The organism is Microvirga sesbaniae, assembly GCF_025460805.1.
Lineage (GTDB): Bacteria > Pseudomonadota > Alphaproteobacteria > Rhizobiales > Beijerinckiaceae > Microvirga > Microvirga sesbaniae.
Window position 1 is genome coordinate 63,393 of sequence record NZ_JAMXFJ010000017.1, and the last position, 26,513, is coordinate 89,905.

Here is a 26,513-nt window from a genome sequence, read left to right on the forward strand (position 1 = left end):
CGCGTCAGCCGTCTACTTGTTCGTCCGGCCCATCCGGTTCGGATCGACGCCCCCCTCCCGGGTGGTCTGGTTCTCCACATCGCCCTGGAAGGTCGAGCCGCCATCGAGATCGCGCGGATCCTCGCCGGACATGGTGGTGCCCTTCGACCGGCCGATGCCGGGATCGACGTCCAGGTCGCTGCGCGGGCGCTCCTGAGGTTTGGTCTTGGGGTGTTTGCCCGTCATGAAAGCCTCCATCGCTTGCAGACCGGGTCAACGGGGACACACCGGCTGCGTTCCGTGATCCCGACGGCTGCGTCCCGGCACCTTTGACTTGACAAAAAGCCTTAAAAAACCACAGGTCCCCTTTCCTAAACGGTATTCCATCCGCTCACCCCGAGACCCATTGCATGTCCAAGTCCGTGTCTCCGCTCGCCCCCAGGTCGTTTCCGACGCTTCCCGCCATCGACGGCGTCCGGATCGCAACGGCGGAGGCCGGGATCCGATACAAGAACCGAACCGACGTTCTTTACGTGACCCTGCCCAAGGACACGAGCGTGGCGGGCGTCTTCACCCGTTCCAAATGCCCGTCGGCCCCGGTGGACTGGTGCCGCAAGAATCTCGGCAAGGGCACGGCCCGGGCGCTGGTGGTGAACTCGGGCAACGCCAATGCCTTCACGGGCAAGAAGGGCGCGGAAGCGGTCAAGCTCACGGCCGACATCGCCGCCGAGGCCGCGGGCTGCCGCGCCTCGCAGGTTTTCATCGCCTCCACGGGCGTGATCGGCGAGCCGCTCGACGCGACGAAGTTCGAGAGCGTGCTCACGGCCTGCGAGAAGAAGGCGAAGCCCACCGCCTGGCTCGATGCCGCCAAGGCCATCATGACCACGGACACCTTCCCGAAAGTGGCGACCCGCACGGCCACCATCGGCGGCGTCGAGGTCACGATCAACGGCATCGCCAAGGGCGCCGGCATGATCGCCCCCGACATGGCCACCATGCTGTCCTTCATCTTCACGGACGCGCCCATCGCCGCCCCGGTGCTGCAGACGCTCCTGAAGAAGGGCGCCGACAAGAGCTTCAACTGCGTGACGGTGGACAGCGACACCTCCACGTCCGACACGCTGCTCTTCTTCGCCACGGGAACGGCCGCCGCGAAGGGAGCCCCCGCGATCTCCCTGCCGAGCGACCGGCGCCTCAAGGAGTTCCGCAGCGCGCTCGAAGGCCTTTTGTGCGACCTCGCCCAGCAGGTCGCCCGCGACGGCGAGGGCGCGCGCAAGTTCGTGACCGTGAAGGTGACCGGCGCCACGGGCGCCACCTCGGCCAAGCGGATCGCCATGGCGATCGCCAACTCGCCGCTGGTGAAGACGGCGGTCGCCGGCGAGGACGCCAATTGGGGCCGGGTGGTGATGGCGGTCGGCAAGGCCGGCGAACCGGCCGAGCGCGACAAGCTGGCGATCTGGTTCGGCGACATCCGGGTGGCCGTCAAGGGCGCCCGCGATCCGGAATACAACGAGGCCAAGACCACCGCCTACATGAAGGGCGACGAGATCACGATCCGGGTCGATCTGGGCCTCGGACGCGGCGAGGCCACGACCTGGACCTGCGACCTCACCAAGGCCTATGTGGAGATCAACGGCGACTACCGGAGCTGATCGGGATCAGGGAACCACGGTGACCTTGCGCTTGACGGTGATGCGCATCGGACCGCCATATTGGCTCATGCCGATGAACGTATAGGCGAACTCGTCCGCACCCTGGTAACCGGGCTTGGCCATGTAATAGGGCTTGAGACCATCGACGCCTGCCTGGCCGATCTTGGGCTTCTGGGAGATGACGGTCTCCCTCAGGGCGCCCGGAATTCCGTTGATGGTGAATACGCAGCCTTTGCCGGCCTTCACGGTCAGCTCGCCTTCGACCTCGACCATTTCACCGTTGAAGGAGACTGGGGGACCCGAGCAGTCCTGCGCGAATGCAGGCGCTGCTCCAAAATGGCAGGCGACGGCAACGGCTGTTGCGCCGACGATGGACCGGATCACGAGAACTCCTGTCAGGGAAAGCACGAACCGCCGCGATAACGTAATATGATTTCGTTTTGGTTGTCGAGTCCCGCGAAATCGGTTCGCTTCGGACGGGAAGCGGGTTATGAGAGCGGCTTGTTGCACCCCAACCATCGGCCGATCACCCTTGCCCCCTCTCAAGCTCACCCTCGTCGTCGCGGTCGCCCTGATCGACACGGACAACCGCATCCTTCTGGCGCAGCGGCCCGAGGGCAAGCAGCTCGCCGGGCTGTGGGAGTTTCCCGGCGGCAAGGTGGAACCCGGCGAGCGCCCGGAGGAGACCCTGATCCGCGAGCTGCGCGAGGAGCTCGGCATCACGGTCAAGGAACCCTGCCTCGCGCCGCTGACCTTCGCGAGCCACCCCTACGAGACCTTCCACCTCCTCATGCCGCTCTATGTCTGCCGCCGCTGGGAGGGCTTCGTGCAGCCGCTGGAGGGACAGGGGCTGACATGGGCCAGGGCGCAGGAGCTGCGCGGCTATCCCATGCCGCCCGCCGACGAGCCGCTGATCCCGTTCCTCGTCGACCTTCTCGGGCCCTGAAGACCCTCCATGTCGTCTCAGCAAGCAGCCGAAGCGGTTCCAGGGGTGCCGGCTCCCACGGCCGCCTTCGTGATCTCCAACCTGCTGATCTGCTCGCTTCTGTGGGGCAGCGCGCTCGTGCTCGTGAAGCTGAGCGGGAACCTGAACCCCTTCGTGCTCGCCGCCATGCGGGGCCTGATCGGCGCCGCGACCCTGGCCCTGTGGTTCATCCTTCAGGGCAAGAGCATCCTGCCGCGGCGCCATGAATGGCGCATCTGGGCCGTGCTCGGGACGTTGAACGGCTGGCTGCCGAACGTGCTCGTGGCCTATGCCCTGACTCGGATCCCCACCGCCCCCGCGGCCATGATCCAGGCCTCGTCGCCGCTGATCGTCGCTCTGATGTCCCACTGGCTGTTCGCCGACGAGCGACTGACACGCCAGCGACTCATGGGCGTTCTCGTCGGCTTCCTCGGCATGGGCATCCTGATCGGCCCCGCCGCCCTGCCGGACAGCGGGATCGACGCCATCGGCGTGCTGGTCATGGTGGCGGTCGCCTGCAGCTATGCGACGGCGAACATCTATGTTCGCAGCGTCCGGCAGGCGGAGCCGGCCAGGATGGCGCTGGGTCAGCAGATCTGTTCCGGCTTCGCCGCGACGGTTCTCGCCCTTGCCTTCGTGGGCCCCTCGGCCTTCGCGGCCGTGCCGGCCCATTGGGGGCCGCTCATCGCCCTCGGCGCCCTGTCCACGGCCCTGCCGATCCTGCTCTTCATGCACCTGATCCGCCGCACGGGTCCGACCCGCGCCTCGATGGTGGGCTATCTCGGGCCGTTCTGGACCACCGTCATGGCCGTGCTGTTCCTCAACGAGAGCATCGGCCCGCGTGAACTCACCGGTGGTGCCGTGGTGCTGGCCGGCGTCGCGCTGGTCTCCTTCACCGGGCGGCTCAGGCGAGCGCGCTGAGCGCCGCGCGGGTCCCGTGCGGGATCTCCACCGGCCGCTGGGTGGCCCGGTCCACATAGACATGGACGAAATGGCCTTGGGCGGCGGCCTGATCGGCGCCCGTCTTGAAGATCCCGATCCGGTAGCGCACCGAGGAGCGCCCGAGATGCGCGACCGCGATGCCGGCCTCCAGCTGGTCGGGAAAGGCGACGCTCTCGAAATAGGTGCAGCCCGATTCCACCACCAGGCCGATGACCGGGCTCGCGGCGATGGCGAGCAGGCCCTTCTCGATCAGCCACGCGTTCACGGCGCTGTCGAAATACGAGTAGTAGTGGACGTTGTTCACATGCCCGTAGGCATCGTTGTCCATCCAGCGGGTCGCGACGGGGCGAAACAGCCGGAAGGCGGAGCGGTCGGGGCGCGTCGGACGGTCTGCCATGGGGTTCGTCACCAGGCCGCTTCGTAGATCGCGCGGGCATCCTCAAGGGCGACCGGCCGGGGATTGTTCACGAGAAGCCGCGTCTGCTTCATGGCGTCCTCGGCCATCATCGGCAGGGCCTCGCGGGGAATGCCCACGTCGCGCAGGCGTGGCGGCAGCCCGACCCTCGCACACAGGGCGGCGAGCCCCTCGACGAAGGCCGATCCGGTGGCCCGTCCCGCGAGGTCCGGAAACGCATGAGGCGCGAGTTCCGCGTAGGCGGTCTCGCAGGCGGAGGCGTTGAAGCGCAGCACGTGCGGCAGCACGAGGGCGTTCGAGAGCCCGTGCGGCACGCCGAAATGCCCGCCGATGGGATAGGCGAGCGCATGGACGGCCGCGACGGGCGAGTTGGCGAAGGCCTGACCGGCGAGCATGGAGCCGAGCAGCATGGCCGAGCGTGCCTCGATGTCCTGGCCGTGATGAACCGCGCGTTCGATGTTGCGCCCGAGCCACGAGAGGGCCTCCCTCGCGAGCGCCTGCGAGAGCGGGTTGTTGTTGGGGCTCGTCGACGTGTAGGCCTCGATGGCGTGCACCATCGCGTCGATGCCCGTCGCCGCCGTCACGGCCGGCGGCAGGTTCACGGTGAGATCCGGGTCGAGCAAGGCGACATCGGGGATGAGGAGGGCCGAGACCACGCCCTTCTTCTCATGCGCCCCGGTGGTCACGATGGAGATCGGCGTGACCTCCGATCCGGTCCCCGCCGTGGTGGGGACGGCGAGGAGCGGCAGTCGCGGGCCCTTGGCGATGCCGACCCCGTAGATCTCCGGAAGTCTCTCGTCGCTTGCCGCAAGAAGGGCCACGAGCTTCGCCACATCGATGGAGGAGCCGCCGCCGAAGCCGATCACGGCCCGGGCCTCGAAGGCCTTCGCCTGGGCGACAGCCGCCAGCACCACGTCCTCGGGCGGATCGGCAACGACCGCGTCGAAGACGTCGACCACGATGCCGGCCTCCTCCAGCACCTGGAGAACGGGCGCGATCAACCCGGCCTTCACCAGTCCCGCGTCGGTCACCAGGAAGACGCGAGGACCGAGACGCTGGGCCGTGATCTCGCCCAGCCGGGCGATGCTGCCGGAGCCGACGATGAGGGACGGAGCGGTGCTGAAGGTGAAGGGCGACATGGATCTTCCCGCGATGGGGGCCTCTGCGCGGGAGATTGCCCCGGCCTCGGCGGGCCAGCAACCCGCCTGCGCTTCAGCCATTAGGAGAAGACCCTAATCCTCGAATTCCTCGATGGCGTCCATCTTCTCCGGGTAGAAGGCGAGATGGTCCTTGATGGCCGCGACCGAGGGAGCCGGCTCTTCATAGCTCCAGGCGGCGTTCTCCCGCACCAGTCCGCCGCCGTTGACGGTGAAATACGACGCGTCGCCCTTGTAGGGGCAATGAGTCCTGTGCTCGGTGGGGTCGAGGAGATCCATGTGGACGTCCCCGCGGGGGATGTACTGGACCGGCGGCAGGGTCGCTTCCTGCAGGGTCAGAGCCTGCGTGGTTTCGGCCACGATGAAGCCGCCGAGCATGACCCGGATTCGGTGGGGGTTCTTCGTGATGGTGATCGGATGATCCGGTCCGGGCTCTTTCATGGGTCCATGGCTTTCCAGAGAGGTCTTCTCAACGATGAAGATAGGGCAAGCGGGTTGCGGCCCAAGGCGGGATGAGAATCACTTCTTGTCGACCGGACGCGTGGGCGCTCCTTCCTTCACGCCGAGGGCATCGGCCAGCCGGGCCTTGGCGGAGCCGGGGCGGAGGGGCTTCTGCTGGCTTTCATGCGGCGCCCAGCCGGAGAGCCAGACGATCTCGAAGGTCGCCGGAATGCGGCCGTCCGAATCCCCGAACCGCTCCGCGTAGATCTCCGCCGTCCGCATCAGGGTCGCGCGCCGCAGGGGGACCCTGCGCCGGTCATGCAGGGCGTTGGTCAACCCCATCCGGCGCAGGTCCTGCATGAGCGCGAAAGCGCTGGCGTAGCGCACCCGGACCACGTCCGAATCGGTCACCGGCAGGGCAAAACCCGCCCGCTGCAGCAGACCGCCGATGTCGCGCAAATCGGCGAAGGGCGCCACCCGCGGACTGACGCCGCCCTCGGTCTCGGCTTCGGCCTGGGTCAGGGACTGGCGCAGTTCGGTCAGGGTGGAGCCCCCGAGAAGCGCGCCGATGAACAGGCCGTCGGCCTTCAGCGCCCGGCGGATCTGGATGAGCGTGCCGGGCAGATCGTTGACGCCCTGCAGGGCCAGAAGCGATACGGCGAGGTCGAAGCGCTCGCCCGAGAACGGAAGGCGCTCCTCGTCCCCGAGAATGCCGCCCTCCTCCGCTACCGACGACAGGCGGACCACCGTCTCGGCGCGTCCGCTCCGGCGCAGGGCCTCGGCGGCGGCAGGCGTCGGCGTTCCCACGTCGAGCGCGAGGGAGAAGGTCCGCAGCACCGTGGAGAGGCGCTCTTCCAAGTCCTCAACGGCGCGGACCAGAAGGAAGTCGACATACCCCTGGCGCAGCGCACGGGCCAGGCGGCGGCGGACAAGGGAGCGATCGAAAACGAGAGGCGTGCTCATGAGGCGCTGGATATGGCGCGGGCGCGGCCAGGAACCAAGCACTATTTTGTCCGCCCGCGCCGGGTGCCAGGAGCCGGCCCATCGGCTAAGCTTGTCCCATGAACGCCCCAGCCGACATCCGGCCGATCCCGCTGAGCGCCCGCTTCCGGGCGGGGGCGCGCGCGGCATGGCATACGGCCCTCGGCCTCCTCTATCCGCCGACCTGCATCGCCTGCCAGGCCGCCACCGGCGAACCTCACGCCCTTTGCGCCGGCTGCTGGTCGCAGATCCGCTTCATCGAGCGGCCCTTCTGCGAGCGGCTGGGGACGCCGTTCGCGGTGGATCTCGGCGGGCCACGGCTCTCGCCGGCCGCCATGGCCGATCCGCCGGTGTTCCGGCGCGCCCGCGCGGTGGCGGAATACGACGGCGCGGCGAGCCTGCTCGTGCACCGGCTCAAATACGACGACCGCCTGGAACTCGCCCGCGCCTTGGGCGGCATGATGGTCCGGGCCGGCGCCGAGCTGCTGCGGGAGGCCGACGTGATCGTTCCCGTGCCGCTGCATCGCTGGCGGCTGTGGCGGCGGCGGTTCAATCAGGCGATGGCCCTGGCCGGGGCCGTCTCGGCGCAGTGCGGCATACCGTGCGACCCGTTCCTGCTCGCCCGCGTCAAGCACACCCGCCGCCAGGTCGGGCTCACCAAGGCGCAGCGTCAGGACAACCTCCAGGGTGCCTTCCGCGTGCCCGCCGAGGCGAAGGCCAGGCTGAAGGGCAGGCGCGTGCTCCTCGTCGACGACGTGCTGACCACCGCCTCCACGGCCAACGCCGCATCCCGGGCGCTCCTGCGCGGCGGCGCGGCCTGCGTGGATATTCTGGCCTTTGCCCGAGTTGTCCAGGAGTTGTGATCTAAGCGCAACGCTCCCTATATCCTCGCCATCGAAGGAGAACTCTCTGTCATGCCATCCATTACGATCTACACGAAGAGCTGGTGCCCCTATTGCTCGGCGGCCAAGAAGCTTCTCGGCGACAAGGGCGTCGCCTTCACCGAGATCGACATCGAGAAGAAGCCGGAAGCCCGGGCCGAGATGATCCAGCGGGCCAACGGGCGCTCCACGGTCCCGCAGATTTTCATCGGCGAGAGGCATGTCGGCGGCTGCGATGACCTGTATGCTCTTGATGACAGGGGCCAGCTTGAGCCTTTATTGCAGGCCTGACGGAGACCAGAACTCATGACCTCGACCCGCTTCACCGCCGCCTGCGTCCAGATGCGCTCCGGGCGCGACGTCCTCAAGAACCGCGACGACGCGGTCGCGCTGGTGCGCGAGGCGGCCTCCCAGGGGGCGCATTTCGCCCAGACCCCGGAAATGACCTCCCTGGTGTGCCGGGATCGGGCGGAGCTGTTCGACAAGGTCGGGCCCGAGGCTCAGGACCCGGTGCTCGCCGCCCTGCGCGAGGTGGCGCGGGAGCGGAACATCGTGGTCCAGATCGGCTCCATCGCGGTCAAGGAGGGCGACAAGGTCGCCAACCGCGCGTTCCTCATCGGCCAGGACGGCGAGGTCATCGCCTCCTACGACAAGATCCACCTCTACGACGTGGACCTGCCCAACGGCGAGAGCTGGCGCGAATCGGCCACCTATACGGGCGGCTCCTCGGCCGTGGCCGCCGAGACGCCCTGGGGCTATCTCGGCATGACCATCTGCTATGACGTGCGCTTCGCCGCCCTCTACAAGGCGCTGGCCGAGAACGGCGCCTCGTTCCTCTCCGCGCCGGCCGCGTTCACCCGGCAGACCGGGGAGGCCCATTGGCACGTGCTGCACCGGGCCAGGGCCATCGAGACCGGCTCCTTCATGATCTCGGCCGCTCAGGGCGGCCTTCACGAGGACGGGCGCGAGACCTTCGGCCATTCGGTCATCATCGACCCCTGGGGACGGGTGCTGGCGGACGGCGGCACGGAGCCCGGCGTGTTCCTGGCCGAGATCGACACCGCTCTCGTGGCGGAGGTGCGCGGCCGGATCCCAACCCTCAAGAACGCGCGGCCGTTCAGGGTCGAGGTCGTTCCCGCCATCGAGACGGACCAGGCGGCCATCGCCTGACCCCCTTCTCATTCCAGGTCTGAATCCTTAAGTCTCACCGAGAGATGATCAAGTATGCCCTGGCCTGCGAGCAGGCCCATGAGTTCGAGAGCTGGTTTCCGTCGAGCGACGCGTTCGAGACGCAGCGCAAGCGCGGCTTCGTGACCTGTCCGTTCTGCAACTCGGCCAAGGTCGAGAAGCAGATCATGGCGCCGTCGGTCGCGCGCACGGACAGGGCCCCGAAGGTTGCCGCGCCGGACACCCAGCCGGTCACGGTCCTCTCCGAGCGGGAGCGGGAGCTGCGCGCGGCCCTGCGGGCCCTGCGCGAGCACGTCATGAAGAACGCCGAGGATGTCGGCAAAGGCTTCGTCGAGGAAGCCCGCAAGATGCATTACGGCGAGACGGAAGAGCGCTCGATCTACGGCGAGGCGGATCTCGCCGAAGCCAAGGCGCTGTTGGAGGAAGGCATCGACGTGCTGCCGCTGCCCGTCGTCCCGGACGATCGGAACTAGCTGCTGCGCTGCGGGATTACGCCTCATCGGAAACGACGATGAGGATGAGCTTCTCTTGGCGACTTTCTTCACCAGCGACACCCATTTCGGTGATCCCCGGGTGCTGCGAATCGACAAGCGGCCGTTCAGGACCATCCCCGAGCACGATGCCGCTCTGGTCGCCAACTGGAACGAGGTCGTCTCGACCGAGGACGAGATCTGGCACCTGGGTGATTTCGCCCTCCATGTGCGCCCGGAGCGGATCGAGGAACTGCTGGGACTCCTCAACGGCCGCAAGCATCTGATCACCGGCAACAACGACGGGCCGACAACCCTTGCTGCCAGCGGCTGGGACAGCGTTCAGGCCTATGCGGAGCTCATGCTCGACGGCCACGCGCTCGTCCTATGCCACTACGCGTTCCGCACCTGGAAGAACATGGGCCGCGGCTGGATCGACCTGCACGGCCACTCGCACGGCAAGCTGAAGCCGCAGACCCGCCAGTTCGACGTGGGCGTGGATGCCTTCGACTATCGCCCCGTCAGCCTCGAAACGATCCTGGCCTCCCGGACGCGACGCCGGAAGGCCAGTGCTGAAATGGTATCGGGCTGATAGGCGCTGTCAGACAGGAGATTTCACAGGCTCCAGCACCGGCGAGGCGTCGGTGCGGTCGAGCCTGCGGCTCCACAGGGCCAGGACGAGGCCGGAGGCGGGCAGCAGGGCCGCCACCCAGGGGATCGAACCGAGCCCCAGGCCGTGATCGATCACGAAGCCGCCGAGCCAGGCCCCGAGCGCGTTGCCGAGATTGAAGGCCGCGATGTTGAGGCTCGAGGCCAGGCTCTGGCCGGCGCCGTCCGCCTTCTCCAGGACCCACATCTGCAGCGGCGGCACGGTCGCGAAGGCGGCGGCACCGAGCAGGCCCACGAAGGCGATCGCCATGATCTTGTCATGAACGCCGAGAGTCATGGCGGCGAGCACCACGGCGAGCAGGGCGAGGGACCCGAGCAAGGTCGCCATCAGGCGCCGGTCGGCGAGCTTGCCGCCGAGGAGGTTGCCGAGCACCAGGCCGCCGCCGAAGACGAGCAGGATCGGCGACACCGCCTCCTCCGAGAAGCCGGTGATCCCCGTGAGGATCGGCGCGATATAGGTGAAGACCGCGAACACGCCCGCATAGCCGAGCACCGTGGTGAGCAGCCCGAGCAGCACCGGGCGGCGCGCCAGCACCTTGAGTTCGTCCGCGAGGCTGCCGCCCTCGGCCGTATCCTGGCGATCCTTGGGCACGAAGAGCGCGATCACGGCGACCGCCAAGACGCCCACGAGGGTGACGGCCCAGAAGGTGGCGCGCCAGCCATAGGCCTGGCCGAGCCAGGTGCCGAACGGGACGCCCAGGATGTTGGCCACGGTGAGGCCGGTGAACATCACCGCGATGGCCGAGGCCTTCTTGTCGGCCGGCACCAGGCTCGTGGCCACGACCGAGCCGACGCCGAAGAAGGTGCCGTGGGCAAACGCCGTCAGCACCCGGGCCGCCATGAGGGTCGCGTAGTCCGGCGCGACCGCGCAGGCGAGATTGCCCAGGGTGAACACGACCATGAGGGCGAGAAGCACCGTCTTGCGCGACCAGCGGCCCGTGACCGTGGTGAGAAGCGGCGCGCCGACCACGACGCCGAGCGCGTAGCCGGAAATGAGCAGGCCCGCGGCCGAGATCGACACGCCGAGATCGGCGCTCACCTGCAGCAGCAGCCCCATGATGACGAATTCCGTGACCCCGATGCCGAAGGCACCGGCCGTCAGGGCGTAAAGAGCGAGAGGCATGAGAAGCACGTCCTTGCGAGGAGCGGCAAGCGCCGCTTGGTGGCGGCAAGATGGACGCGTGATCGCTTATGAACTAGCCTGCCGGCCGGAACAGAATTTGTGAGTTGAAGTCACAATGGCCAGGACGGACGTCAACCGCTCCGGCGAGATGGAGGTCTTCGTGCGGGCCGTCGAGCTCGGCGGCTTCTCGGCCGCCGCGCGCGCCCTGCGGATGACGCCCTCGGCGGTGAGCAAGCTCGTCGCCCGGCTGGAGAGCCGCCTCGGCGCCCGTCTCGTCAACCGGTCGACCCGCAAGCTCCAGCTGACGCCGGAAGGCGCTGCCTTCTACGACCGGGCCGTGAGGGTCCTGGCCGATCTCGACGAGGCCGAGCGCAGCGCCGCCGCGGGCGCCGCCCCGCGCGGCCGGCTGCGGGTGAACACGAGCGTTCCGTTCGGCACCCACCGCCTGATCCCCCTTCTGCCGGGCTTTCTCGCCCGGCACCCCGAGGTGAGCGTGGAGGTGACGCTCACCGACACGGTAGTCGACCTGCTGGAGGACCGGGCCGACGTCGCCATCCGGGTCGGCCCCCTGAAGTCCTCGCAGCTCGTGGCGCGCAAGCTCGCCGAGAGCCGGATGATGCTGGTGGCCGCGCCTGCCTATCTCGACCGGCACGGTACGCCGGGTAGCCCGGAGGATCTCGCCCGGCACAACCTGCTCGGCTTCAGCTTCGCCCGCCAGAGCAACGGCTGGCCGTTCCGGGACAGGCAGGGCAACGTGACCGCCGTCGTGCCCACCGGCAACGCCCAGGTGAGCGACGGCGAGTCGATGCGGCTTCTCGTGCTGACCGGCCTGGGAATCAGCCGTCTGTCCGGCCTTCATGTCGGTCCCGACGTGGAGGCCGGCCGGCTCGTGCCGGTGCTGGAGGCCTACAATCCGGGCGACATGGAAAGCATCCACGCGGTCTATGTGGGCGGCGGCCACCTGCCCGCTCGGGTCCGGGCCTTCCTGGACTATCTCGTCGAGACCCTGCGCCCGGATTGAGCAGAGTTGCTCCTGGTTTTGTCATTGGACGCTTGCCAGGCGGGGCGCTTTATCCAAATCATGCCTCACGCCCGGTCGAGGCTTCACGGAGCTCTTCATGGATCAGCCGAAAACCGACCCGAGGCCGCAACGCCGCGTCTCGCTGATGCGCCGGTTCTTCGACAGCGAGGCCTCCGGCGGCATGATCCTCATGGGCGTCACGGTGATCGCGCTCGCGGCCGCCAACTCGCCCCTGGCCGGAGCCTATTTCGGCGTCCTGAAGACCTATGTGCTGGGCCTGAGCGTCCTGCACTGGATCAACGACGCGCTCATGGCGGTGTTCTTCCTGCTGGTGGGGCTCGAGATCAAGCGCGAGATGCTGGACGGGCAGCTCTCCACCTGGCCGCGCCGGATCCTGCCGGGGATCGCGGCCCTTGGCGGCATGATCGTGCCGGCGCTCGTCTATCTCGCGGTCACCCGCAACGAGCCGCAGCTCCACCACGGCTGGGCGATCCCGACCGCCACCGACATCGCCTTCGCCCTGGGCGTGCTGGCCATCCTGGGCCCGCGGGTGCCGAAATCCCTCACCATCTTCCTGACGGCGCTCGCCATTCTCGACGATCTCGGGGCGATCATCGTCATCGCGCTCTTCTACACGGGCGGCCTCTCGCTTCCGATGCTCGCCGGGGCGGCCCTGTGCCTGCTCGTGCTCGTCGCCCTCAACCGCTTCGACGTCACGTCCCTCCTGCCCTATCTCGTCATCGGCGCGGTGCTGTGGGTGTTCGTGCTGAAATCCGGCATCCATGCGACCCTCGCCGGGGTGGCGCTGGCCCTCACGATCCCGCTCCATGCCAACCCGAAGAAGACCAGGGCGGAGGATTCGCCCCTGCACCGGCTCGAGCATGCCCTGCAGCCCTGGATCGCCTATGCGGTCATCCCGATCTTCGGCTTCGCCAATGCGGGGGTGTCGCTCTCCGGGCTGTCCCTCGACGGCCTCCTGAACCCGCTGCCGCTGGGCATCGCGCTCGGCCTCTTCGTCGGCAAGCAGGTGGGCGTCTATGCCTTCTCCTATGCGGCCGTCCATCTGGGCTTCGCCGACATGCCCGCGGGCGCGAGCCGGGCCCAGTGCTACGGGGTCGCGCTGCTCTGTGGCATCGGCTTCACCATGAGCCTGTTCATCGGCGCCCTTGCGTTCCCGGACCAGCCGGAGCTGGGGGACGCCACCAAGATCGGCGTGCTCATGGGCTCGGCCCTCTCGGGACTGGCGGGCTATCTGGTGCTCCGCCTCGCCCCGCGGGAGCGGCCGCTCAGGCCTTCGCGGCCAGCAGCATATAATTGACCGCCGTGTCGCGGGACAGGGACCAGCTGTCCCGCAGCGGGTTGTAGGCGACGCCCGCGAGGTCGTGGACGGAAAAGCCCGCCGCGCGGATGGCGTCCGTCAGCTCGTCGGGGGTGACGAACCTGTCCCATTCGTGGGTGCCCTTCGGCAGCCAGCCGAGGATGTATTCGGCCCCCACAATGGCCGACGCGAAGGAGCGCAGGGTCCGGTTGATCGTCGCCATGGCCAAGCATCCGCCGGGCTTCACCGCCCGCACGCAGGCCTCCACGAAGGCCTGCCGGTCGGCCACATGCTCCACCACCTCCATCGCGAGCACCAGGTCGAAGGTCTCCCCCCGGGCCACCACGGTCTCCACGGTCTCGTTGCGGTAATCGACCGGGACCCCCGCCCGCTCCGCATGGAGCCGGGCGACCGAGATGTTGGTGGGCGCCGGATCGAGCCCGGTCACCCGCGCGCCCAGGCGCGCCAGGGGCTCTGACAGCACGCCGCCACCGCAGCCCACGTCGAGGATCGTGATCCCCTCGAGCGACCGGGCCGAGCGCGGATCGCGCCCGAAGCGGCGGCAGGCCTCGTCCCGGACATAGGCCAGGCGCACGGGATTGAACCGGTGCAGGACCTTCATGGGGCCCTTCGGATCCCACCAGGTCTCGGCGATCTTTTCGAATCGGGCGACCTCGGCCGGGTCGATGGTCGTCATGAGATCCTCCGCAAGAATGGCCTCCGGACAGGGAAATCGCGCGTTGACAGGGCGCGGACCTGCCGTCATGTATACGCGCCTTTTCGCGGCGCGAAGGGGCAAAATATCAATTTCACATCACGGCCTTCCTTGCCCATGCCCCGTCTCGTCATGAAGTTCGGCGGAACCTCCGTCGCCACCGTAGAGCGCATCCGCAACGTGGCGCGGCATGTCAGACGCGAGGTCGAGGCCGGCTACGACGTAGCCGTGGTCGTGTCCGCCATGGCGGGCAAGACCAACGAGCTCGTCGGCTGGGTCAAGGACGCCTCCGCCCTCTACGATTCGAAGGAATACGACGTGGTCGTCGCCTCCGGCGAGCAGGTCACGTCCGGCCTTCTCGCCATCGCGTTGCAGGAGATGGGCCTCAAGGCGCGCTCCTGGCAGGGCTGGCAGATCCCGATCATGACCTCCGAGGCCCATGGCTCGGCGCGGATCGCCGCCATCGACGGCACGGGGATCCTGAAAGGTTTCACGGACGGCCGGGAGGTCGCCGTGGTGTCGGGCTTCCAGGGCGTCCACCAGCCCACGGGCCGCGTCACGACGCTGGGCCGCGGCGGCTCGGACACGAGCGCCGTGGCGCTCGCCGCCGCCGTCCAGGCGGAGCGCTGCGACATCTACACGGACGTGGACGGCGTCTACACCACCGATCCGCGCATCGTGCCCAAGGCCCGGCGCCTGGACAAGGTTTCCTACGAGGAAATGCTGGAAATGGCCTCGCTGGGGGCCAAGGTGCTTCAGGTGCGCTCGGTCGAGCTCGCCATGATGCACCGCGTGCCGACCTACGTGCGCTCCAGCTTCGACGATCCCGCCGATCCCAAGCTCGGCACCCTCATCTGCGACGAGGAAGACATCATGGAACAGCAGGTTGTCACGGGCATCGCCTATTCGCGCGACGAAGCCCAGATCACGCTGCGGGACATTGCCGACAAGCCGGGCATCGCGGCCTCGATCTTCGTGCCCCTGGCGGACGCCAACATCAACGTGGACATGATCATCCAGGTCGTGTCCGACAACGCCGCCACCACGGACCTGACCTTCACGGTGCCCACGGCCGATTACGAGCGGGCCTGCGCCATCCTCAACAGCCATCGGGACGAGATCGCCTTCAAGGAGCTCCAGGGCGCGACCGACGTGGTGAAGGTCTCGGCCATCGGGGTGGGCATGCGCAGCCACGCGGGCGTCGCGGCGCGCGCCTTCAAGGCTCTGGCCGACAAGGGCATCAACATCCGGGCCATCACCACGTCGGAGATCAAATTCTCGGTTCTGATCGAATCGGCCTATACGGAGCTTGCCGTGCGCACGCTCCACTCGCTATACGGCCTTGATCAAGCCTGATTGACGAGGGAACTGTCGGGCTGCGACATTCATCATAGGTAGCCGCCGGTTCGCCCTGCCGGCTCGTGAGGACGGGAACTGTAAGCTCATGCCAAGCGCTCCCGGCGGTCCGCGCCTTCTGCTGCGCCGCCTCCGCGAGATCATGGCGGAGCCGGTCGGGGCGCAGGACCGTCTCGACAAGATCGTCACCCAGATCGCCGCCAACATGGTGGCCGAGGTGTGCTCCGTCTACGTGATGCGCGGCGACGGCGTGCTCGAGCTGTTCGCCACCGAAGGCCTGAACCGGGAGGCCGTCCACCTCACCATCATGCGGTCGGGCGAGGGCCTCGTGGGCCTCATCGCGTCCACCGCCGAACCCCTGGCCCTGTCCGACGCCCAGAGCCACCCGGCCTTCTCCTACAAGCCGGAGACGGGCGAGGAGATCTACCACGCCTTCCTGGGCGTGCCGCTGCTGCGGGCCGGCAACACCCTGGGCGTCCTGGTCGTCCAGAACCGCACCTACCGGGTCTATACGGAGGAGGAGGTCGAGGCCCTCCAGACCACCGCCATGGTGGTGGCCGAGATGCTCGCCACCGGCGAGCTGCAGGCCCTGGCGCCGGTCGATACGGGCATCGCGCTCCGCCGCCCCGTCTACCAGAAGGGCGTCGCGCTCGCCGACGGGGTGGGCCTCGGCCACGTGGTGCTCCACGAGCCCCGCGTGGTGGTCAAGAACCTCATCGCCGAGAACAGCGAGGCCGAGCTCAGGCGCCTGGACTCGGCCATCGCCGAGGTGCGGCTGTCCATCGACGAGCTGATCGAGCGCGGCGACGTGGCCCATCACGGGGAGCACCGGGAGGTCCTGGAGACCTTCCGCATGTTCGCCCACGACCAGGGCTGGCTCCGCCGCATGCGCGAGGCCGTGGCTTCGGGCCTGACGGCGGAAGCCGCCGTCGAGCGGGTCCAGTCCGACAACCGCGCCCGCATGCTGCGCCAGACCGACCCCTACCTGCGCGAGCGCCTGCACGACCTGGACGACCTCGCCAACCGCCTGCTGCACCGCCTGGTCGGGCGCGACCTGGTGCTCGAGCGGACGCAGCTTCCGGAGAACGCCATCCTGGTGGCCCGCTCCATGGGCCCGGCGGCGCTCCTCGACTACGACCGCTCGCGCCTGCGCGGCGTCGTGCTCGAGGAGGGCGGACCGACGAGCCACATCGCCATCGTGGCCCGGGCGCTCGGCATCCCGGCCGTGGGCGAGGTGTCGAACGCCACCTCCCTGACCGAGCCGGGCGACGCCATCATCGTGGACGGGGCGGCCGGCGAGGTGCAGATCCGGCCCAATCCCGACGTGGAGGCGGCCTATGCCGAAAAGGCGCGCCTCCGGGCCCGCCGGCAGGAGCAGTATCTCAAGCTGCGCGACGTGCCGGCCGTCACCAAGGACGGGGTCGAGGTCACCCTGCAGATCAATGCCGGGCTCGTGGTCGACCTGCCGCATCTCGCCGAGACCGGGGCGGCCGGCGTCGGGCTGTTCCGCACCGAGCTGCAGTTCATGATCGCCGAGCGCATGCCCTCGGCCACGGAGCAGCAGGCGCTCTACAGCACGGTCTTCGCGGAAGCCGGCGACCGGCCCGTGACCTTCCGCACCCTGGACATCGGGGGCGACAAGATCCTGCCCTACATGCAGTCCGTCGAGGAGGAGAACCCGGCTCTCGGCTGGCGGGCCATCCGGATCGGGCTCGACCGGCCGGGCCTGCTGCGCGCCCAGGTCCGTGCCCTCCTCAAGGCGGCGGCCGGACGCCCGCTGAAGATCATGTTCCCCATGGTGGCGACCTGCGACGAGTTCGAGCGCGCCAAGCAGATCGTCGAGCGCGAGAAGGCCCATCTGGCCAACCACAGCCACCCCCTGCCGTCGGACCTGAAGCTCGGCGTCATGCTGGAGGTGCCCTCGCTCCTGTTCCAGCTCAAGGAGATCTGCGAGAGCGCCGACTTCATCTCGCTGGGCACCAACGACCTGATGCAGTTCTTCTTCGCCATCGACCGGGAGAACCGGCGCGTGGCGGACCGGTTCGACCCCTTGAGCGCCCCCATGCTGCGGGCCCTCAACATGGTGGCCGAGCAGGCCCAGGCGGCCGGCTGCCTGGCGACCGTGTGCGGCGAGATCGGCGGGCGTCCCCTCGAGGCCATGGCCCTGATCGGGCTGGGCTTCCGCTCGCTCTCCATGTCTCCGGCCGCCATCGGGCCCGTGAAGGCCATGCTGCTGGAAATGAACGTCGCGGAGCTCAGCGCCCTGATCCGCGAGGAGCTGAAGACCGCCGGGGGCGGCCAAACGCTGCGCCCCAAGCTTGCCCATTTTGCGGAAACCCATGGTATTCCGGTCTGATGTCGATTGCCCCTCCCTCTGATCGCCTGAACGCCATCCTGGCCCGCCATGACATCATCACGGCGACGCTCAATGCCGGCCCGGATCCCGAGACCTTCGTGGCCCTGTCGCGCGAATTGTCCGAACTCGATGGCGTCGTGGACGCCATCCGGGCCTATCGCGCCATGGAGGACAACCTGAACGGCCTCCAGGCCCTGATCGACGATTCGTCGACCGATGCCGAGATGCGCTCCCTCGCCGAGGACGAGCTGCCCCAGGCCCGCGCGGACCTGGAGAAGGCCGCCCAGGACCTGCGCATCATGCTCCTGCCCCGGGACGAGGCCGACGAGAAGAGCGCCATCCTGGAGATCCGCGCCGGCACCGGCGGCGACGAGGCGGCCCTCTTCGCCGGCGACCTGCTGCGCATGTACACCCGCTATGCGGACCTGAAGGGCTGGAAGGTCGAGATCGTGTCCGAGAGCGAGGGCACGGCCGGCGGCTACAAGGAAGTGGTGGCCGAGATCAAGGGACGCGGGGTGTTCGCCCGGCTGAAGTTCGAGAGCGGCGTCCACCGGGTGCAGCGCGTGCCGGACACGGAGACGCAGGGCCGCATCCACACCTCCGCGGCCACCGTGGCGGTGCTGCCCGAAGCCGAGGACGTGGACGTCGTCCTCAACGACGCGGACCTGAAGATCGACACCATGCGGGCTCAAGGAGCCGGCGGCCAGCACGTGAACAAGACCGAATCGGCGATCCGCATCACCCATCTGCCGACCGGCATGGTGGTGTTCGTCCAGGACGAGCGCTCCCAGCACAAGAACCGCGCCCGCGCCATGGCGCTCCTGCGCGCCCGCCTCTACGACGCCGAACGCACCGCCAAGGACGCTGCGCGGGCCGCCGACCGCAAGGCCCAGGTCGGCTCCGGCGACCGCTCCGAGCGCATCCGCACCTACAACTTCCCCCAGGGGCGCGTGACCGACCACCGGATCAACCTGACCCTCTACAAGCTGGAGGAGGTCATCGGCGGCAACGCCCTGGACGAGCTCATCGACGCGCTGGTCACTGAGCATCAGGCGGCCCAACTCGCCGCCCAGGACCAAGCGGCGTGAGCGCGCGGCCGGGCCCCCGGTCTTGACGACCCGCTCCGAGGCCCTGAGGGAGCTGCGCCGGACCCTCCAGGAGGCCGGGTTCGAGACCGCGGCGCTCGACGCCAGGCTTCTCCTCCTGACGGCCCTCGGCATTTCGGCCACGGACCTGATCACCCGGCCGGACCTCCCGCTCTCACCCGACGAGGCCGGAACGCTCCTCGCCTTCACGCGCCGGCGCCTCGCCCAGGAGCCGGTCGCCCGCATCGTCGGCCTCCGGGAGTTCTGGGGCCTGCCCTTCCGCCTCTCCCCCGAGACCCTGGTGCCCCGCCCCGACACGGAGACGGTGGTCGAAACCGCTCTCACGTTGCTCCCGGACCGACAGGCCTCGCACAGGATCGTCGATTTCGGCACCGGATCGGGCATCATCCTGGTGTCGCTCCTCCACGAGCTGCCGAACGCCACGGGGCTGGGAATCGATCTGTCCTTCGGGGCCCTCGTGACGGCCCGGGCCAACGCGGCGGAGAACGGCGTCGGCGGCCGCTGCCGTTTCGCCCTCTCCCGCTGGGCCGATGCGGTCTCGGGTCCCTTCGACCTCGTCGTGTCGAACCCGCCCTACATCGCCTCGGGGGTGATCCCGACCCTCGACGCGGAGGTCCGCGACCATGATCCGCTTCTCGCCCTCGACGGGGGCCCGGACGGCCTCGAGCCCTACCGGGTCCTTCTGGGCGAGGCGGGGCGGCTGCTGGCGCCCGGCGGCCTGCTCGTGGTCGAGATCGGCTACGATCAGGCGGACGATTTAAGAAGCTTGGCAAGGGCTTACGGCCTTGAAATCCTGCGGATCGCCCACGATCTGTCAGGCAACCCCCGCTGCATCGCCATGAAGCGATCGTGATGAACAGGATGCGGCTTTTGTGTCCAAGGGCGGGATAAAATCGGAATTAGCCCTTGTTGGACCGTGAGGAACCCGCTAGATTCGGGCTTAGAGATCGTCCTCGGTCTAAACAAATCGGCAGCCCTCGGGGCATGCCGGAAGACCAAACGATATCAATCGCGCAGGCAGGGGCTTTTGAAACAGAAACAGCCTGGCGCGATTATCTGAACCCGACACTGAAGGATGGCCTGAAGCCCATGACGGGCTATGGCCGAACGTCAGACGGTTGCCACGCGAACGGTGGGCGTTGAGCCCGTTCGGTGAATATTGGCTTGCATATCGCGTGGGCGTGAAGAACCAGCGAGGCTCATAGAGCGAACAATGAGACCAGGACAGAACAGGCGTATGCGCGGTCGTAACAACAACCGCAACAACAACAAGGGGCCCAATCCCCTGACGAAGAGCTACGAGTCGAACGGCCCGGACGTGAAGATCCGCGGCACGGCTCAGCATATCGCCGAGAAATACAGCCAGCTCGCCCGCGATGCGCAGTCGAGCGGCGACCCGGTGGCGGCCGAGAATTACTTCCAGCACGCCGAGCATTACTTCCGCATCATCGCGGCCGCCCAGGAGCAGCTGCGCGAGCAGTATGGCTACCAGCAGCGCCCCTTCGACGAGGAAGGCGGCGAGGACGAGGGCTTCGGCCAGGGCGAGCGGGCCGGTTTCGAGCGGGCCGGCGGCCAGGATTACGGCAACGGCGACGACCAGGATTTCGGCTCCCAGCCGCAGCCCTACGAGAACCGGGGCGAGCGCAACGACCGCCAGCCGCGCTTCGACCGCAACGACCGTCAGGATCGGGGCGACCGTCAGGACCGCAACGATCGCCAGGACCGCGGCGACCGGAATGACCGCCGCGAGCGCTTCCAGCGCGACCGGGGCCCACGCCAGGATTTCCAGCGACAGGATCAGCCGCGCGACGAGCAGCCCTACGAGGCGCGTTCCGAGGGCGGCGAGCGCCAGGAGCGGACCGACCGCCCTGCCCGCTTCGATCGCCAGGACCGCCAAGACCGCCCGGAGCGGACCGACCGGCCCGAGCGCAGCGACCGCTTCGAGCGTGGTGAGCGCCGCGAGCGCTTCCCGCGCGAGCGACGCCGCGATGAGGCCGAGACGCCCGAGCAGGGCACCCTGCCGGCCTTCCTGACGAACCCGGTCCGCGCGCCGGCTCCGGCCGCCGTGGAAGAGGCTCCCCCGGCTCCGCCGGTGGTGCAGGAAGCGGCCAACGACGAGGAGGCCCCCCGTCCGCGCCGCCGCCGCCGCACCCGCCAGGAGATGATCGAGGCGGCCAATGCCGAGAATGCCGGCTTCACGCCGGACCCGGCCGAGACCCCGGCGGCCGAGTAGGCCGTCACCTCACGAAGGATCCGAAAGGGAGAGCCTGGCTCTCCCTTTTTTGTTGGCTGAGGGCAGGACGAACGGCCGGCAGGAATCCACGTCTCGGCGTCACCGGGCCCGTCCCGGTGATCTCGACGGGAGAGGTGCGGCGTTCTTACCATAGGGATGGCCGGAACGAGCCCGGCCAGGACCGGGAGAGGCGTCACGAGGCTAAAGCATCGGACGTGAAAAGTGGACTTGCCCTTTTGGGATCCATCCGATGCTTTCTTCTTGAATGAGAGCATCGGTCAGAACGGACCCAGCGGGCCGTCCGATGCTCTAGATCACAGCCCCAGCGTCGCCTGTTCGGCGGCGAGTTCTTCCCCGACCTCCAGCGTGCCCCCGTCCACCACCTCGGCATAGATGCCGCAATCGAAATGCCCATAGGCCTTCATGAGACTCTTCGGGATCTCCAGGTCGCGGATGCCCGTGTCCGGGTCCACGTTGGTGGCGGCGCAGCGCTCGATGCGCTTGGTCACCTTGAGGCGTGCTCCCGAGGCCGTGGTCAGCACCTGGCCGACGAGGTCGAACTCGGCGAAAGGCGCGAGCCCCTCCAGGTGGACGTTGCCGCGAAAGCGCAGGGGATCGACCGGCGCCCCGACCACATTCTCCAGCGCGCGCACGCTCGCCAGGTTGATGAGCGAGACGAAGCCGCGCCGGGAATCGGTGAAGCGGAAGCCCTGCGGAGCGGCAAGCACCTTCGGCGGGCCGCGCAGCTCCCCGGGCATGAAGCGGCGGAAGAAGGCTTCGACGGAAAGCCGCCCTTCCCGCGTGGAGAGATCGCCCCGCACCACCTCGCGGCCGCCCTCCTCGATGAACAGCGTCGTGATCGAATCGAGATAGCGGGTTTTCAGCCGCGCCAGGCCCTCGTTGCGCATCAGCATCAGGAACTTGATCTTGGGCTGATGCTGCGGGTTCTCCGGGTCGAAGCCGGCCGGGCCGTTCTCGATGGCGAACAGCCGGTCGCCGGGAAAGTAGTCGCCCTTCGTGAGGGTGACCGAGGACAGGGTCTCGGGCGAGAGACCCTTGACCGGATAGCGCTGGAGAGAGGCGATGCGGATGCTCATGGCCTATCGATAGAAGGCGTCGCGCGAGCGGGCAAGGGACCCGCACCCGTCATCACCGACCTGCAGCCGCAGCGACCCACGCCCTCTCACGTCATGGCCGGCCGGTCATCGCTCGCCTCTCGCCGGCCATCCCGATCGGAACAGCGCGGCGTTTCAGGGCGTCGCGATCACCGGGACAAGCCCGGTGACGACAGGAGGGCGACCAGTCACGGCGCGGGTCAGACAACAAGACAGCAGGCCCCGCCGAGACGGCGGGGCCTGCTGCAGACGCAGACGCAAGCCTTACGAGGCGTCGCCCGAACGGGCCACCTTGGACCGCTTGAGCTGGGGCGTGAAGCCGGCCTCGCGGCCGCTCGAGCGGTCGAACTCCACCATGTGCGGGTCCTTCTGCATGCCCTCATGGGAGGTCTGGTGCTCGGGGATGTTGGCCTGGGGGCCGGCCTCCTGCTTCATGCGCAGGGCCTTCTCGGCATTGGCCTTCAGCTCGTCGCGCGCCTTCTCGGCCTTTTCGGCGCGGCGGCGGCTCGGGCTCAAACGGGCGATCAGATCGGAAAGGGCCATCATTCGTCACTCCTTGGCGCGGGTGAGCACGCCGTCTTCTTCGTCGCTGCGATGGGTGGGCGGGGCTTTCACGGTCTTGGGGTCGACCGGAATGTCCCGGGACGTGGCGATGGTCCCGGTCGAATCACCGATGTCGCGGTCCGCCTCGGCCTGCGCCAGGGTCTGGCCGGGCCGAGGGGGCACCTGTCCGTTCTCGGTGGTGTCGCCGAAGGTCTCCGGCGTGACCGAAGGCCCCTCCTCGATCGGGCTTTCGGGGACCGCCAGGCCGAGCTCCGCATTGCGGGCCAGGTCGGCGCGGGCTTTCTCGGCGTCCGAGCGCGGATCGCGTGTCATGGGGGTCTCCTCAAGACTGTTGCAGGGTCAATGCCAGCATCGCGAGCGGGTTCCTCCCCCTTGTTGTGACGAATTGGACACACCACCTAAGGTTCGCGGATGCTCCCCAGGGAGGTCCGACATCGCAGGATCGGCCCGTGCCTCGAGGAGGGCGGGTGGATCTGAGGAGGGATGAGAATGAATTTCGAAAAGTATACCGAGCGTGCCCGGGGCTTCGTGCAGGCGGCGCAGAACCTCGCCGTGCGCGAAGGCCATCCGCAGCTGGCTCCCGGCCACGTGCTGAAAGTTCTGCTCGACGATCCGGAAGGCCTGTGCGCCGGCCTGATCGACCGCGCGGGCGGGCGCTCCCGCGAGGCCCATGCTGCGGTCGAGCAATGGCTCGCCAAGCAGCCGAAGGTGTCCGGCTCGGCCTCGCAGCCGCAGGCCACCCGCGAGCTCATGCGCTTCTTCGACACCGCCGAAAAGGCTGCCGAGAAGGCGGGCGATTCCTTCGTCACCGTCGAACGGATGCTGCTGGCGCTCGCGGTCGAGAAGGACACGGAAGCGGGCAGGATTCTGGCCCAGGCCGGCGTGACCGCCCAGGGCCTGAACACCGCCATCAACGCCCTGCGCAAGGGCCGCACCGCCGACAACGCGACGGCGGAGAACGCCTATGACGCGCTGAAGAAATATGCGCGCGATCTCACCGAGGCCGCCCGCGACGGCAAGCTCGATCCGGTGATCGGCCGCGACGAGGAGATCCGCCGCACGATCCAGGTTCTCTCGCGCCGCACCAAGAACAACCCGGTGCTGATCGGCGAGCCCGGCGTCGGCAAGACCGCCATCGTCGAGGGCCTCGCCCTGCGCATCGTCAACGGCGACGTGCCGGAATCCCTGAAGGACAAGCAGCTGCTCGCCCTCGACATGGGCGCGCTGATCGCCGGCGCGAAATACCGCGGCGAGTTCGAGGAGCGCCTGAAGAGCGTGCTGCAGGAAGTGACCTCCGCCGAAGGCGGCATCATCCTGTTCATCGACGAGATGCACACGCTGGTCGGCGCCGGCAAGGCCGACGGGGCTATGGACGCGTCGAACCTCCTGAAGCCCGCGCTCGCCCGCGGCGAGCTGCACTGCGTGGGTGCCACCACCCTCGACGAGTACCGCAAGCACGTGGAGAAGGACGCGGCGCTCGCCCGCCGGTTCCAGCCGGTCTTCGTGAGCGAGCCCACGGTGGAGGACACCGTGTCGATCCTGCGCGGCCTGAAGGAGAAGTACGAGCAGCATCACGGGGTGCGCATCACCGACTCGGCGCTCGTGGCCGCCGCGACGCTCTCGAACCGCTACATCACCGACCGCTTCCTGCCCGACAAGGCCATCGACCTCGTCGACGAGGCCTCGTCGCGCCTGCGCATGCAGGTCGATTCGAAGCCCGAGGAGCTCGACAACATCGACCGCGAGATCGTGCGCCTGAAGATCGAGCAGGAAGCGCTCAAGAAGGAGACGGATTCCGCCTCCAAGGACCGCCTGGAGCGCCTCACCAAGGAGCTGGCGGACCTCGAGGAGCAGTCGGACGCCATCACGACGCGCTGGAAGGCCGAGAAGGACAAGCTCGGCACTGCGGCCGACCTGAAGAAGAAGCTCGAGGAGGCCCGCAACCAGCTGGCGTCCGCACAGCGCAACGGCGACTGGGCGAAGGCCGGCGAGCTCTCCTACGGGGTCATTCCCGGGCTCGAGAAGCAGCTCGCCGACGTGGAGGCGAAAGCCGACGGCGGCGGCCTGATGGAAGAGGCCGTGACGCCCGATCACGTGGCGCAGGTGGTGTCGCGCTGGACCGGCGTGCCGGTCGACAAGATGCTCGAGGGCGAGCGCGAGAAGCTGCTGCACATGGAGCAGGATCTCGGCAAGCGCGTCGTCGGCCAGGCCGAGGCCGTCTCGGCGGTGTCGACCGCCGTGCGCCGCGCCCGCGCGGGCCTGCAGGATCCGAACCGGCCGATCGGCTCGTTCATGTTCCTCGGCCCCACGGGTGTCGGCAAGACCGAGCTGACGAAGGCGCTCGCGAGCTTCCTGTTCGACGACGAGACGGCGCTGATCCGCCTCGACATGTCGGAATACATGGAGAAGCACTCGGTCGCCCGCCTCATCGGCGCGCCTCCCGGCTATGTGGGCTACGAGGAGGGCGGCGCGCTGACCGAAGCCGTGCGCCGCAGGCCCTATCAGGTCGTGCTGTTCGACGAGATCGAGAAGGCGCATCCGGACGTGTTCAACGTGCTGCTGCAGGTGCTCGACGACGGACGCCTCACGGACGGCCAGGGCCGCACCGTGGACTTCCGCAACACGCTCATCATCATGACGTCGAATCTCGGCGCCGAATATCTGGTGAACCAGCCGGAGGGCCAGGACACCGATGCGGTGCGCGACGAGGTGTTGACGGTGGTGCGCTCGCACTTCCGGCCGGAGTTCCTCAACCGCGTGGACGAGATCATCCTGTTCCACCGGCTGAAGCGCTCGGAGATGGGGGCGATCGTCGATATCCAGATGCGCCGCCTGCAGAAGCTGCTGGAGGATCGCAAGATCGTGCTGCAGCTCGACGAGGAGGCGCGCAACTGGCTGAGCCAGAAGGGCTACGACCCGGCCTACGGGGCGCGCCCCCTGAAGCGCGTGATCCAGAAGCACGTGCAGGACCCGCTGGCGGAGCTCATCCTGTCGGGCGAGATCCGCGACGGGGAGACCGTGCCCGTGCATGCGGGCCCCATGGGCTTGATGATCGGGGACGTGACGGTCGGCTCGGAGCGTCCGCCGGAAGGCGTGCGGCTGAACTGAGCGGCACCCTCCCGGCAGAGTTCATGAGAATGGCCGGGCCTTGCGCCCGGCCATTTTTGTTCACACGACACCGCTCCGGTGATGTCAGGCTTGTCGCCGCAAGCAGTGACACCCTCACCACGTCATGGCCGGGCTTGTCCCGGCCATCCCGACAGATAGAGCGCTGCGTTTCAGACAATCGGGATCACCGGCACAAGGCCGGTGATGACGTGCGAGTGAAACGCACCTCCCGGCCTTGAGATCAGCCGAGTGCGGCGGAGGCCTCAACCTGTCGGATTATTCGGCGGCGGCGCGGTACTCGCCCTCGTCGTTGGCTGCCGGGGCGATGTCTTCACTGCGCCGTTCCGTGCGGCGCGGCGATGTACCTTCACGCAGGAGCATGTCCTTGTCGATGCGCTCGGCTTTGTCCTCGCGCAGCTCGCGCTTGGACCGGCGGAGCTGCTTTCCGGTCTTCTGCAGGGCGGCCCGGAAGGCCGCGTAGAGGTCCTTGTTCTTGGCCTCGCCGCTCATCATCTTGAGCGCGCCCATCTGCATGTTCACCGTGCAGCGATAGGTGATGCCCTCGCGCGTCACGTGAACCGAGGCCGAGCTCAGGTGACCGAAGTATTTTCCGGCAACCTGAAGGATGTTGGTCTTCGCATATTCGGGAAACATGTCGCCCAGATCGACTGCCGAGCTTTGCACCAGGATGTTGGGTTCGGTGCTGTCAGGTTTCATTCGCTCCTCCGTTGGTGAAGGTTCGATGGCTAACGGCGGGAT

Annotated in this window: 28 protein-coding genes; 16 read left to right on the top strand and 12 right to left on the bottom strand. The window is 68.2% G+C overall.

What is annotated here, in order from left to right:
• Positions 1–12: 12 nt before the first annotated feature.
• Positions 13–225 carry a hypothetical protein gene (locus OCW50_RS21210; RefSeq protein WP_262272007.1) on the bottom strand — a complete coding sequence of 71 codons (213 nt, stop codon included), beginning with the start codon at positions 223–225 and terminating at the stop codon, positions 13–15.
• Positions 226–389: 164 nt separating this feature from the next.
• Between OCW50_RS21210 and argJ the strand changes: the two genes are divergently transcribed.
• Positions 390–1,631, top strand: coding sequence for a bifunctional glutamate N-acetyltransferase/amino-acid acetyltransferase ArgJ (gene argJ / locus OCW50_RS21215; RefSeq protein ID WP_262298850.1), 1,242 nt, complete (start codon positions 390–392; stop codon positions 1,629–1,631).
• Positions 1,632–1,637: 6 nt separating this feature from the next.
• Here argJ and OCW50_RS21220 read toward each other — a convergent pair whose 3' ends face one another.
• Complete coding sequence (locus OCW50_RS21220) at positions 1,638–2,015, bottom strand: hypothetical protein (protein ID WP_262298851.1); 378 nt, start codon at positions 2,013–2,015, stop codon at positions 1,638–1,640.
• A 148-nt stretch (positions 2,016–2,163) separates the two neighbouring features.
• On the opposite strand from OCW50_RS21220, the gene OCW50_RS21225 reads away from it, so the two are divergent.
• Both OCW50_RS21225 and OCW50_RS21230 read left to right on the top strand, forming a co-directional pair.
• Positions 2,164–2,577 (top strand): (deoxy)nucleoside triphosphate pyrophosphohydrolase, encoded by a 414-nt coding sequence (locus OCW50_RS21225; protein WP_373371485.1) that lies wholly within the window; start codon positions 2,164–2,166, stop codon positions 2,575–2,577.
• 9 nt (positions 2,578–2,586) lie between these two features.
• Positions 2,587–3,516: a DMT family transporter gene (locus OCW50_RS21230; RefSeq protein ID WP_262298853.1), complete on the top strand. Its 930-nt coding sequence runs from the start codon at positions 2,587–2,589 to the stop codon at positions 3,514–3,516.
• Here OCW50_RS21230 and OCW50_RS21235 read toward each other — a convergent pair.
• From OCW50_RS21235 to OCW50_RS21250, 4 genes are all read right to left on the bottom strand, one after another.
• A complete protein-coding gene (locus OCW50_RS21235; RefSeq protein ID WP_262272002.1) occupies positions 3,500–3,934 on the bottom strand; it encodes an acyl-CoA thioesterase in 435 nt (144 codons plus the stop codon). The genes OCW50_RS21230 and OCW50_RS21235 overlap by 17 nt on opposite strands.
• An 8-nt stretch (positions 3,935–3,942) precedes the next feature.
• Positions 3,943–5,091 (bottom strand): iron-containing alcohol dehydrogenase, encoded by a 1,149-nt coding sequence (locus OCW50_RS21240; protein WP_262298854.1) that lies wholly within the window; start codon positions 5,089–5,091, stop codon positions 3,943–3,945.
• Between the two features lie 93 nt (positions 5,092–5,184).
• Positions 5,185–5,550 (bottom strand): DUF427 domain-containing protein, encoded by a 366-nt coding sequence (locus OCW50_RS21245; protein WP_262272000.1) that lies wholly within the window; start codon positions 5,548–5,550, stop codon positions 5,185–5,187.
• A gap of 78 nt (positions 5,551–5,628) precedes the next feature.
• A complete protein-coding gene (locus tag OCW50_RS21250) occupies positions 5,629–6,513 on the bottom strand; it encodes a methyltransferase domain-containing protein (protein ID WP_262298855.1) in 885 nt (294 codons plus the stop codon).
• A gap of 98 nt (positions 6,514–6,611) precedes the next feature.
• On the opposite strand from OCW50_RS21250, the gene OCW50_RS21255 reads away from it, so the two are divergent.
• The 5 genes from OCW50_RS21255 to OCW50_RS21275 are packed head-to-tail and all read left to right on the top strand — an operon-like array spanning position 6,612 to position 9,662.
• A complete protein-coding gene (locus tag OCW50_RS21255; RefSeq protein ID WP_262298856.1) occupies positions 6,612–7,394 on the top strand; it encodes a ComF family protein in 783 nt (260 codons plus the stop codon).
• Positions 7,395–7,445: 51 nt separating this feature from the next.
• Positions 7,446–7,703, top strand: coding sequence for a glutaredoxin 3 (grxC, locus tag OCW50_RS21260; RefSeq protein ID WP_262298857.1), 258 nt, complete (start codon positions 7,446–7,448; stop codon positions 7,701–7,703).
• A 15-nt stretch (positions 7,704–7,718) separates the two neighbouring features.
• Positions 7,719–8,582 (top strand): carbon-nitrogen hydrolase family protein, encoded by an 864-nt coding sequence (locus OCW50_RS21265; protein ID WP_262271997.1) that lies wholly within the window; start codon positions 7,719–7,721, stop codon positions 8,580–8,582.
• A gap of 44 nt (positions 8,583–8,626) precedes the next feature.
• A complete protein-coding gene (locus OCW50_RS21270; protein WP_262271996.1) occupies positions 8,627–9,073 on the top strand; it encodes a DUF1178 family protein in 447 nt (148 codons plus the stop codon).
• A gap of 55 nt (positions 9,074–9,128) precedes the next feature.
• Positions 9,129–9,662: a metallophosphoesterase family protein gene (locus OCW50_RS21275; RefSeq protein WP_262271995.1), complete on the top strand. Its 534-nt coding sequence runs from the start codon at positions 9,129–9,131 to the stop codon at positions 9,660–9,662.
• A 9-nt stretch (positions 9,663–9,671) separates the two neighbouring features.
• Here the strand turns inward: OCW50_RS21275 and OCW50_RS21280 are convergent, their stop codons facing one another.
• Complete coding sequence (locus tag OCW50_RS21280) at positions 9,672–10,862, bottom strand: MFS transporter (protein ID WP_262298858.1); 1,191 nt, start codon at positions 10,860–10,862, stop codon at positions 9,672–9,674.
• 115 nt (positions 10,863–10,977) lie between these two features.
• Between OCW50_RS21280 and OCW50_RS21285 the strand changes: the two genes are divergently transcribed.
• Positions 10,978–11,883: a LysR family transcriptional regulator gene (locus tag OCW50_RS21285; RefSeq protein WP_262271993.1), complete on the top strand. Its 906-nt coding sequence runs from the start codon at positions 10,978–10,980 to the stop codon at positions 11,881–11,883.
• A gap of 97 nt (positions 11,884–11,980) precedes the next feature.
• Complete coding sequence (gene nhaA / locus OCW50_RS21290) at positions 11,981–13,201, top strand: Na+/H+ antiporter NhaA (protein WP_262298859.1); 1,221 nt, start codon at positions 11,981–11,983, stop codon at positions 13,199–13,201.
• On the opposite strand, the gene ubiG is transcribed toward nhaA, so the two are convergent.
• On the bottom strand, positions 13,170–13,898 hold the full coding sequence (gene ubiG, locus OCW50_RS21295) for a bifunctional 2-polyprenyl-6-hydroxyphenol methylase/3-demethylubiquinol 3-O-methyltransferase UbiG (RefSeq protein WP_262271991.1): 729 nt from the start codon (positions 13,896–13,898) through the stop codon (positions 13,170–13,172). The two genes, nhaA and ubiG, sit on opposite strands and share 32 nt — an antisense overlap.
• Before the next feature lie 135 nt (positions 13,899–14,033).
• Between ubiG and OCW50_RS21300 the strand changes: the two genes are divergently transcribed.
• From OCW50_RS21300 to OCW50_RS21320, 5 genes are all read left to right on the top strand, one after another.
• Positions 14,034–15,272, top strand: a complete 1,239-nt coding sequence (locus tag OCW50_RS21300; protein ID WP_262298860.1) for an aspartate kinase — start codon at positions 14,034–14,036, stop codon at positions 15,270–15,272.
• Between the two features lie 88 nt (positions 15,273–15,360).
• Positions 15,361–17,628, top strand: coding sequence for a phosphoenolpyruvate--protein phosphotransferase (ptsP, locus tag OCW50_RS21305; RefSeq protein WP_262298861.1), 2,268 nt, complete (start codon positions 15,361–15,363; stop codon positions 17,626–17,628).
• Complete coding sequence (prfA, locus tag OCW50_RS21310) at positions 17,628–18,716, top strand: peptide chain release factor 1 (protein ID WP_262298862.1); 1,089 nt, start codon at positions 17,628–17,630, stop codon at positions 18,714–18,716. The genes ptsP and prfA overlap by 1 nt, the downstream gene beginning before the upstream one ends.
• Before the next feature lie 22 nt (positions 18,717–18,738).
• Positions 18,739–19,587: a peptide chain release factor N(5)-glutamine methyltransferase gene (gene prmC / locus OCW50_RS21315; protein ID WP_262298863.1), complete on the top strand. Its 849-nt coding sequence runs from the start codon at positions 18,739–18,741 to the stop codon at positions 19,585–19,587.
• A gap of 384 nt (positions 19,588–19,971) precedes the next feature.
• Positions 19,972–20,967 (top strand): DUF4167 domain-containing protein, encoded by a 996-nt coding sequence (locus tag OCW50_RS21320; protein WP_262298864.1) that lies wholly within the window; start codon positions 19,972–19,974, stop codon positions 20,965–20,967.
• A 314-nt stretch (positions 20,968–21,281) separates the two neighbouring features.
• On the opposite strand, the gene OCW50_RS21325 is transcribed toward OCW50_RS21320, so the two are convergent.
• From OCW50_RS21325 to OCW50_RS21335, 3 genes are all read right to left on the bottom strand, one after another.
• Complete coding sequence (locus OCW50_RS21325) at positions 21,282–22,064, bottom strand: MOSC domain-containing protein (protein WP_262298865.1); 783 nt, start codon at positions 22,062–22,064, stop codon at positions 21,282–21,284.
• 282 nt (positions 22,065–22,346) lie between these two features.
• Positions 22,347–22,628, bottom strand: coding sequence for a hypothetical protein (locus OCW50_RS21330; RefSeq protein WP_262273459.1), 282 nt, complete (start codon positions 22,626–22,628; stop codon positions 22,347–22,349).
• A 3-nt stretch (positions 22,629–22,631) separates the two neighbouring features.
• The gene (locus OCW50_RS21335; RefSeq protein ID WP_262273460.1) at positions 22,632–22,958 is read right to left on the bottom strand and encodes a hypothetical protein; all 327 of its coding nucleotides are present in this window, start codon (positions 22,956–22,958) and stop codon (positions 22,632–22,634) included.
• Positions 22,959–23,135: 177 nt separating this feature from the next.
• Here OCW50_RS21335 and clpB point away from each other — a divergent pair, with 177 nt between their 5' ends.
• Entirely contained in the window at positions 23,136–25,754 is a 2,619-nt protein-coding gene (clpB, locus tag OCW50_RS21340) for an ATP-dependent chaperone ClpB (RefSeq protein ID WP_262298866.1), read from the top strand.
• A gap of 276 nt (positions 25,755–26,030) precedes the next feature.
• Here the strand turns inward: clpB and hpf are convergent, their stop codons facing one another.
• Positions 26,031–26,471: a ribosome hibernation-promoting factor, HPF/YfiA family gene (hpf, locus tag OCW50_RS21345; RefSeq protein ID WP_262273462.1), complete on the bottom strand. Its 441-nt coding sequence runs from the start codon at positions 26,469–26,471 to the stop codon at positions 26,031–26,033.
• Between the last annotated feature and the right edge of the window lie 42 nt (positions 26,472–26,513).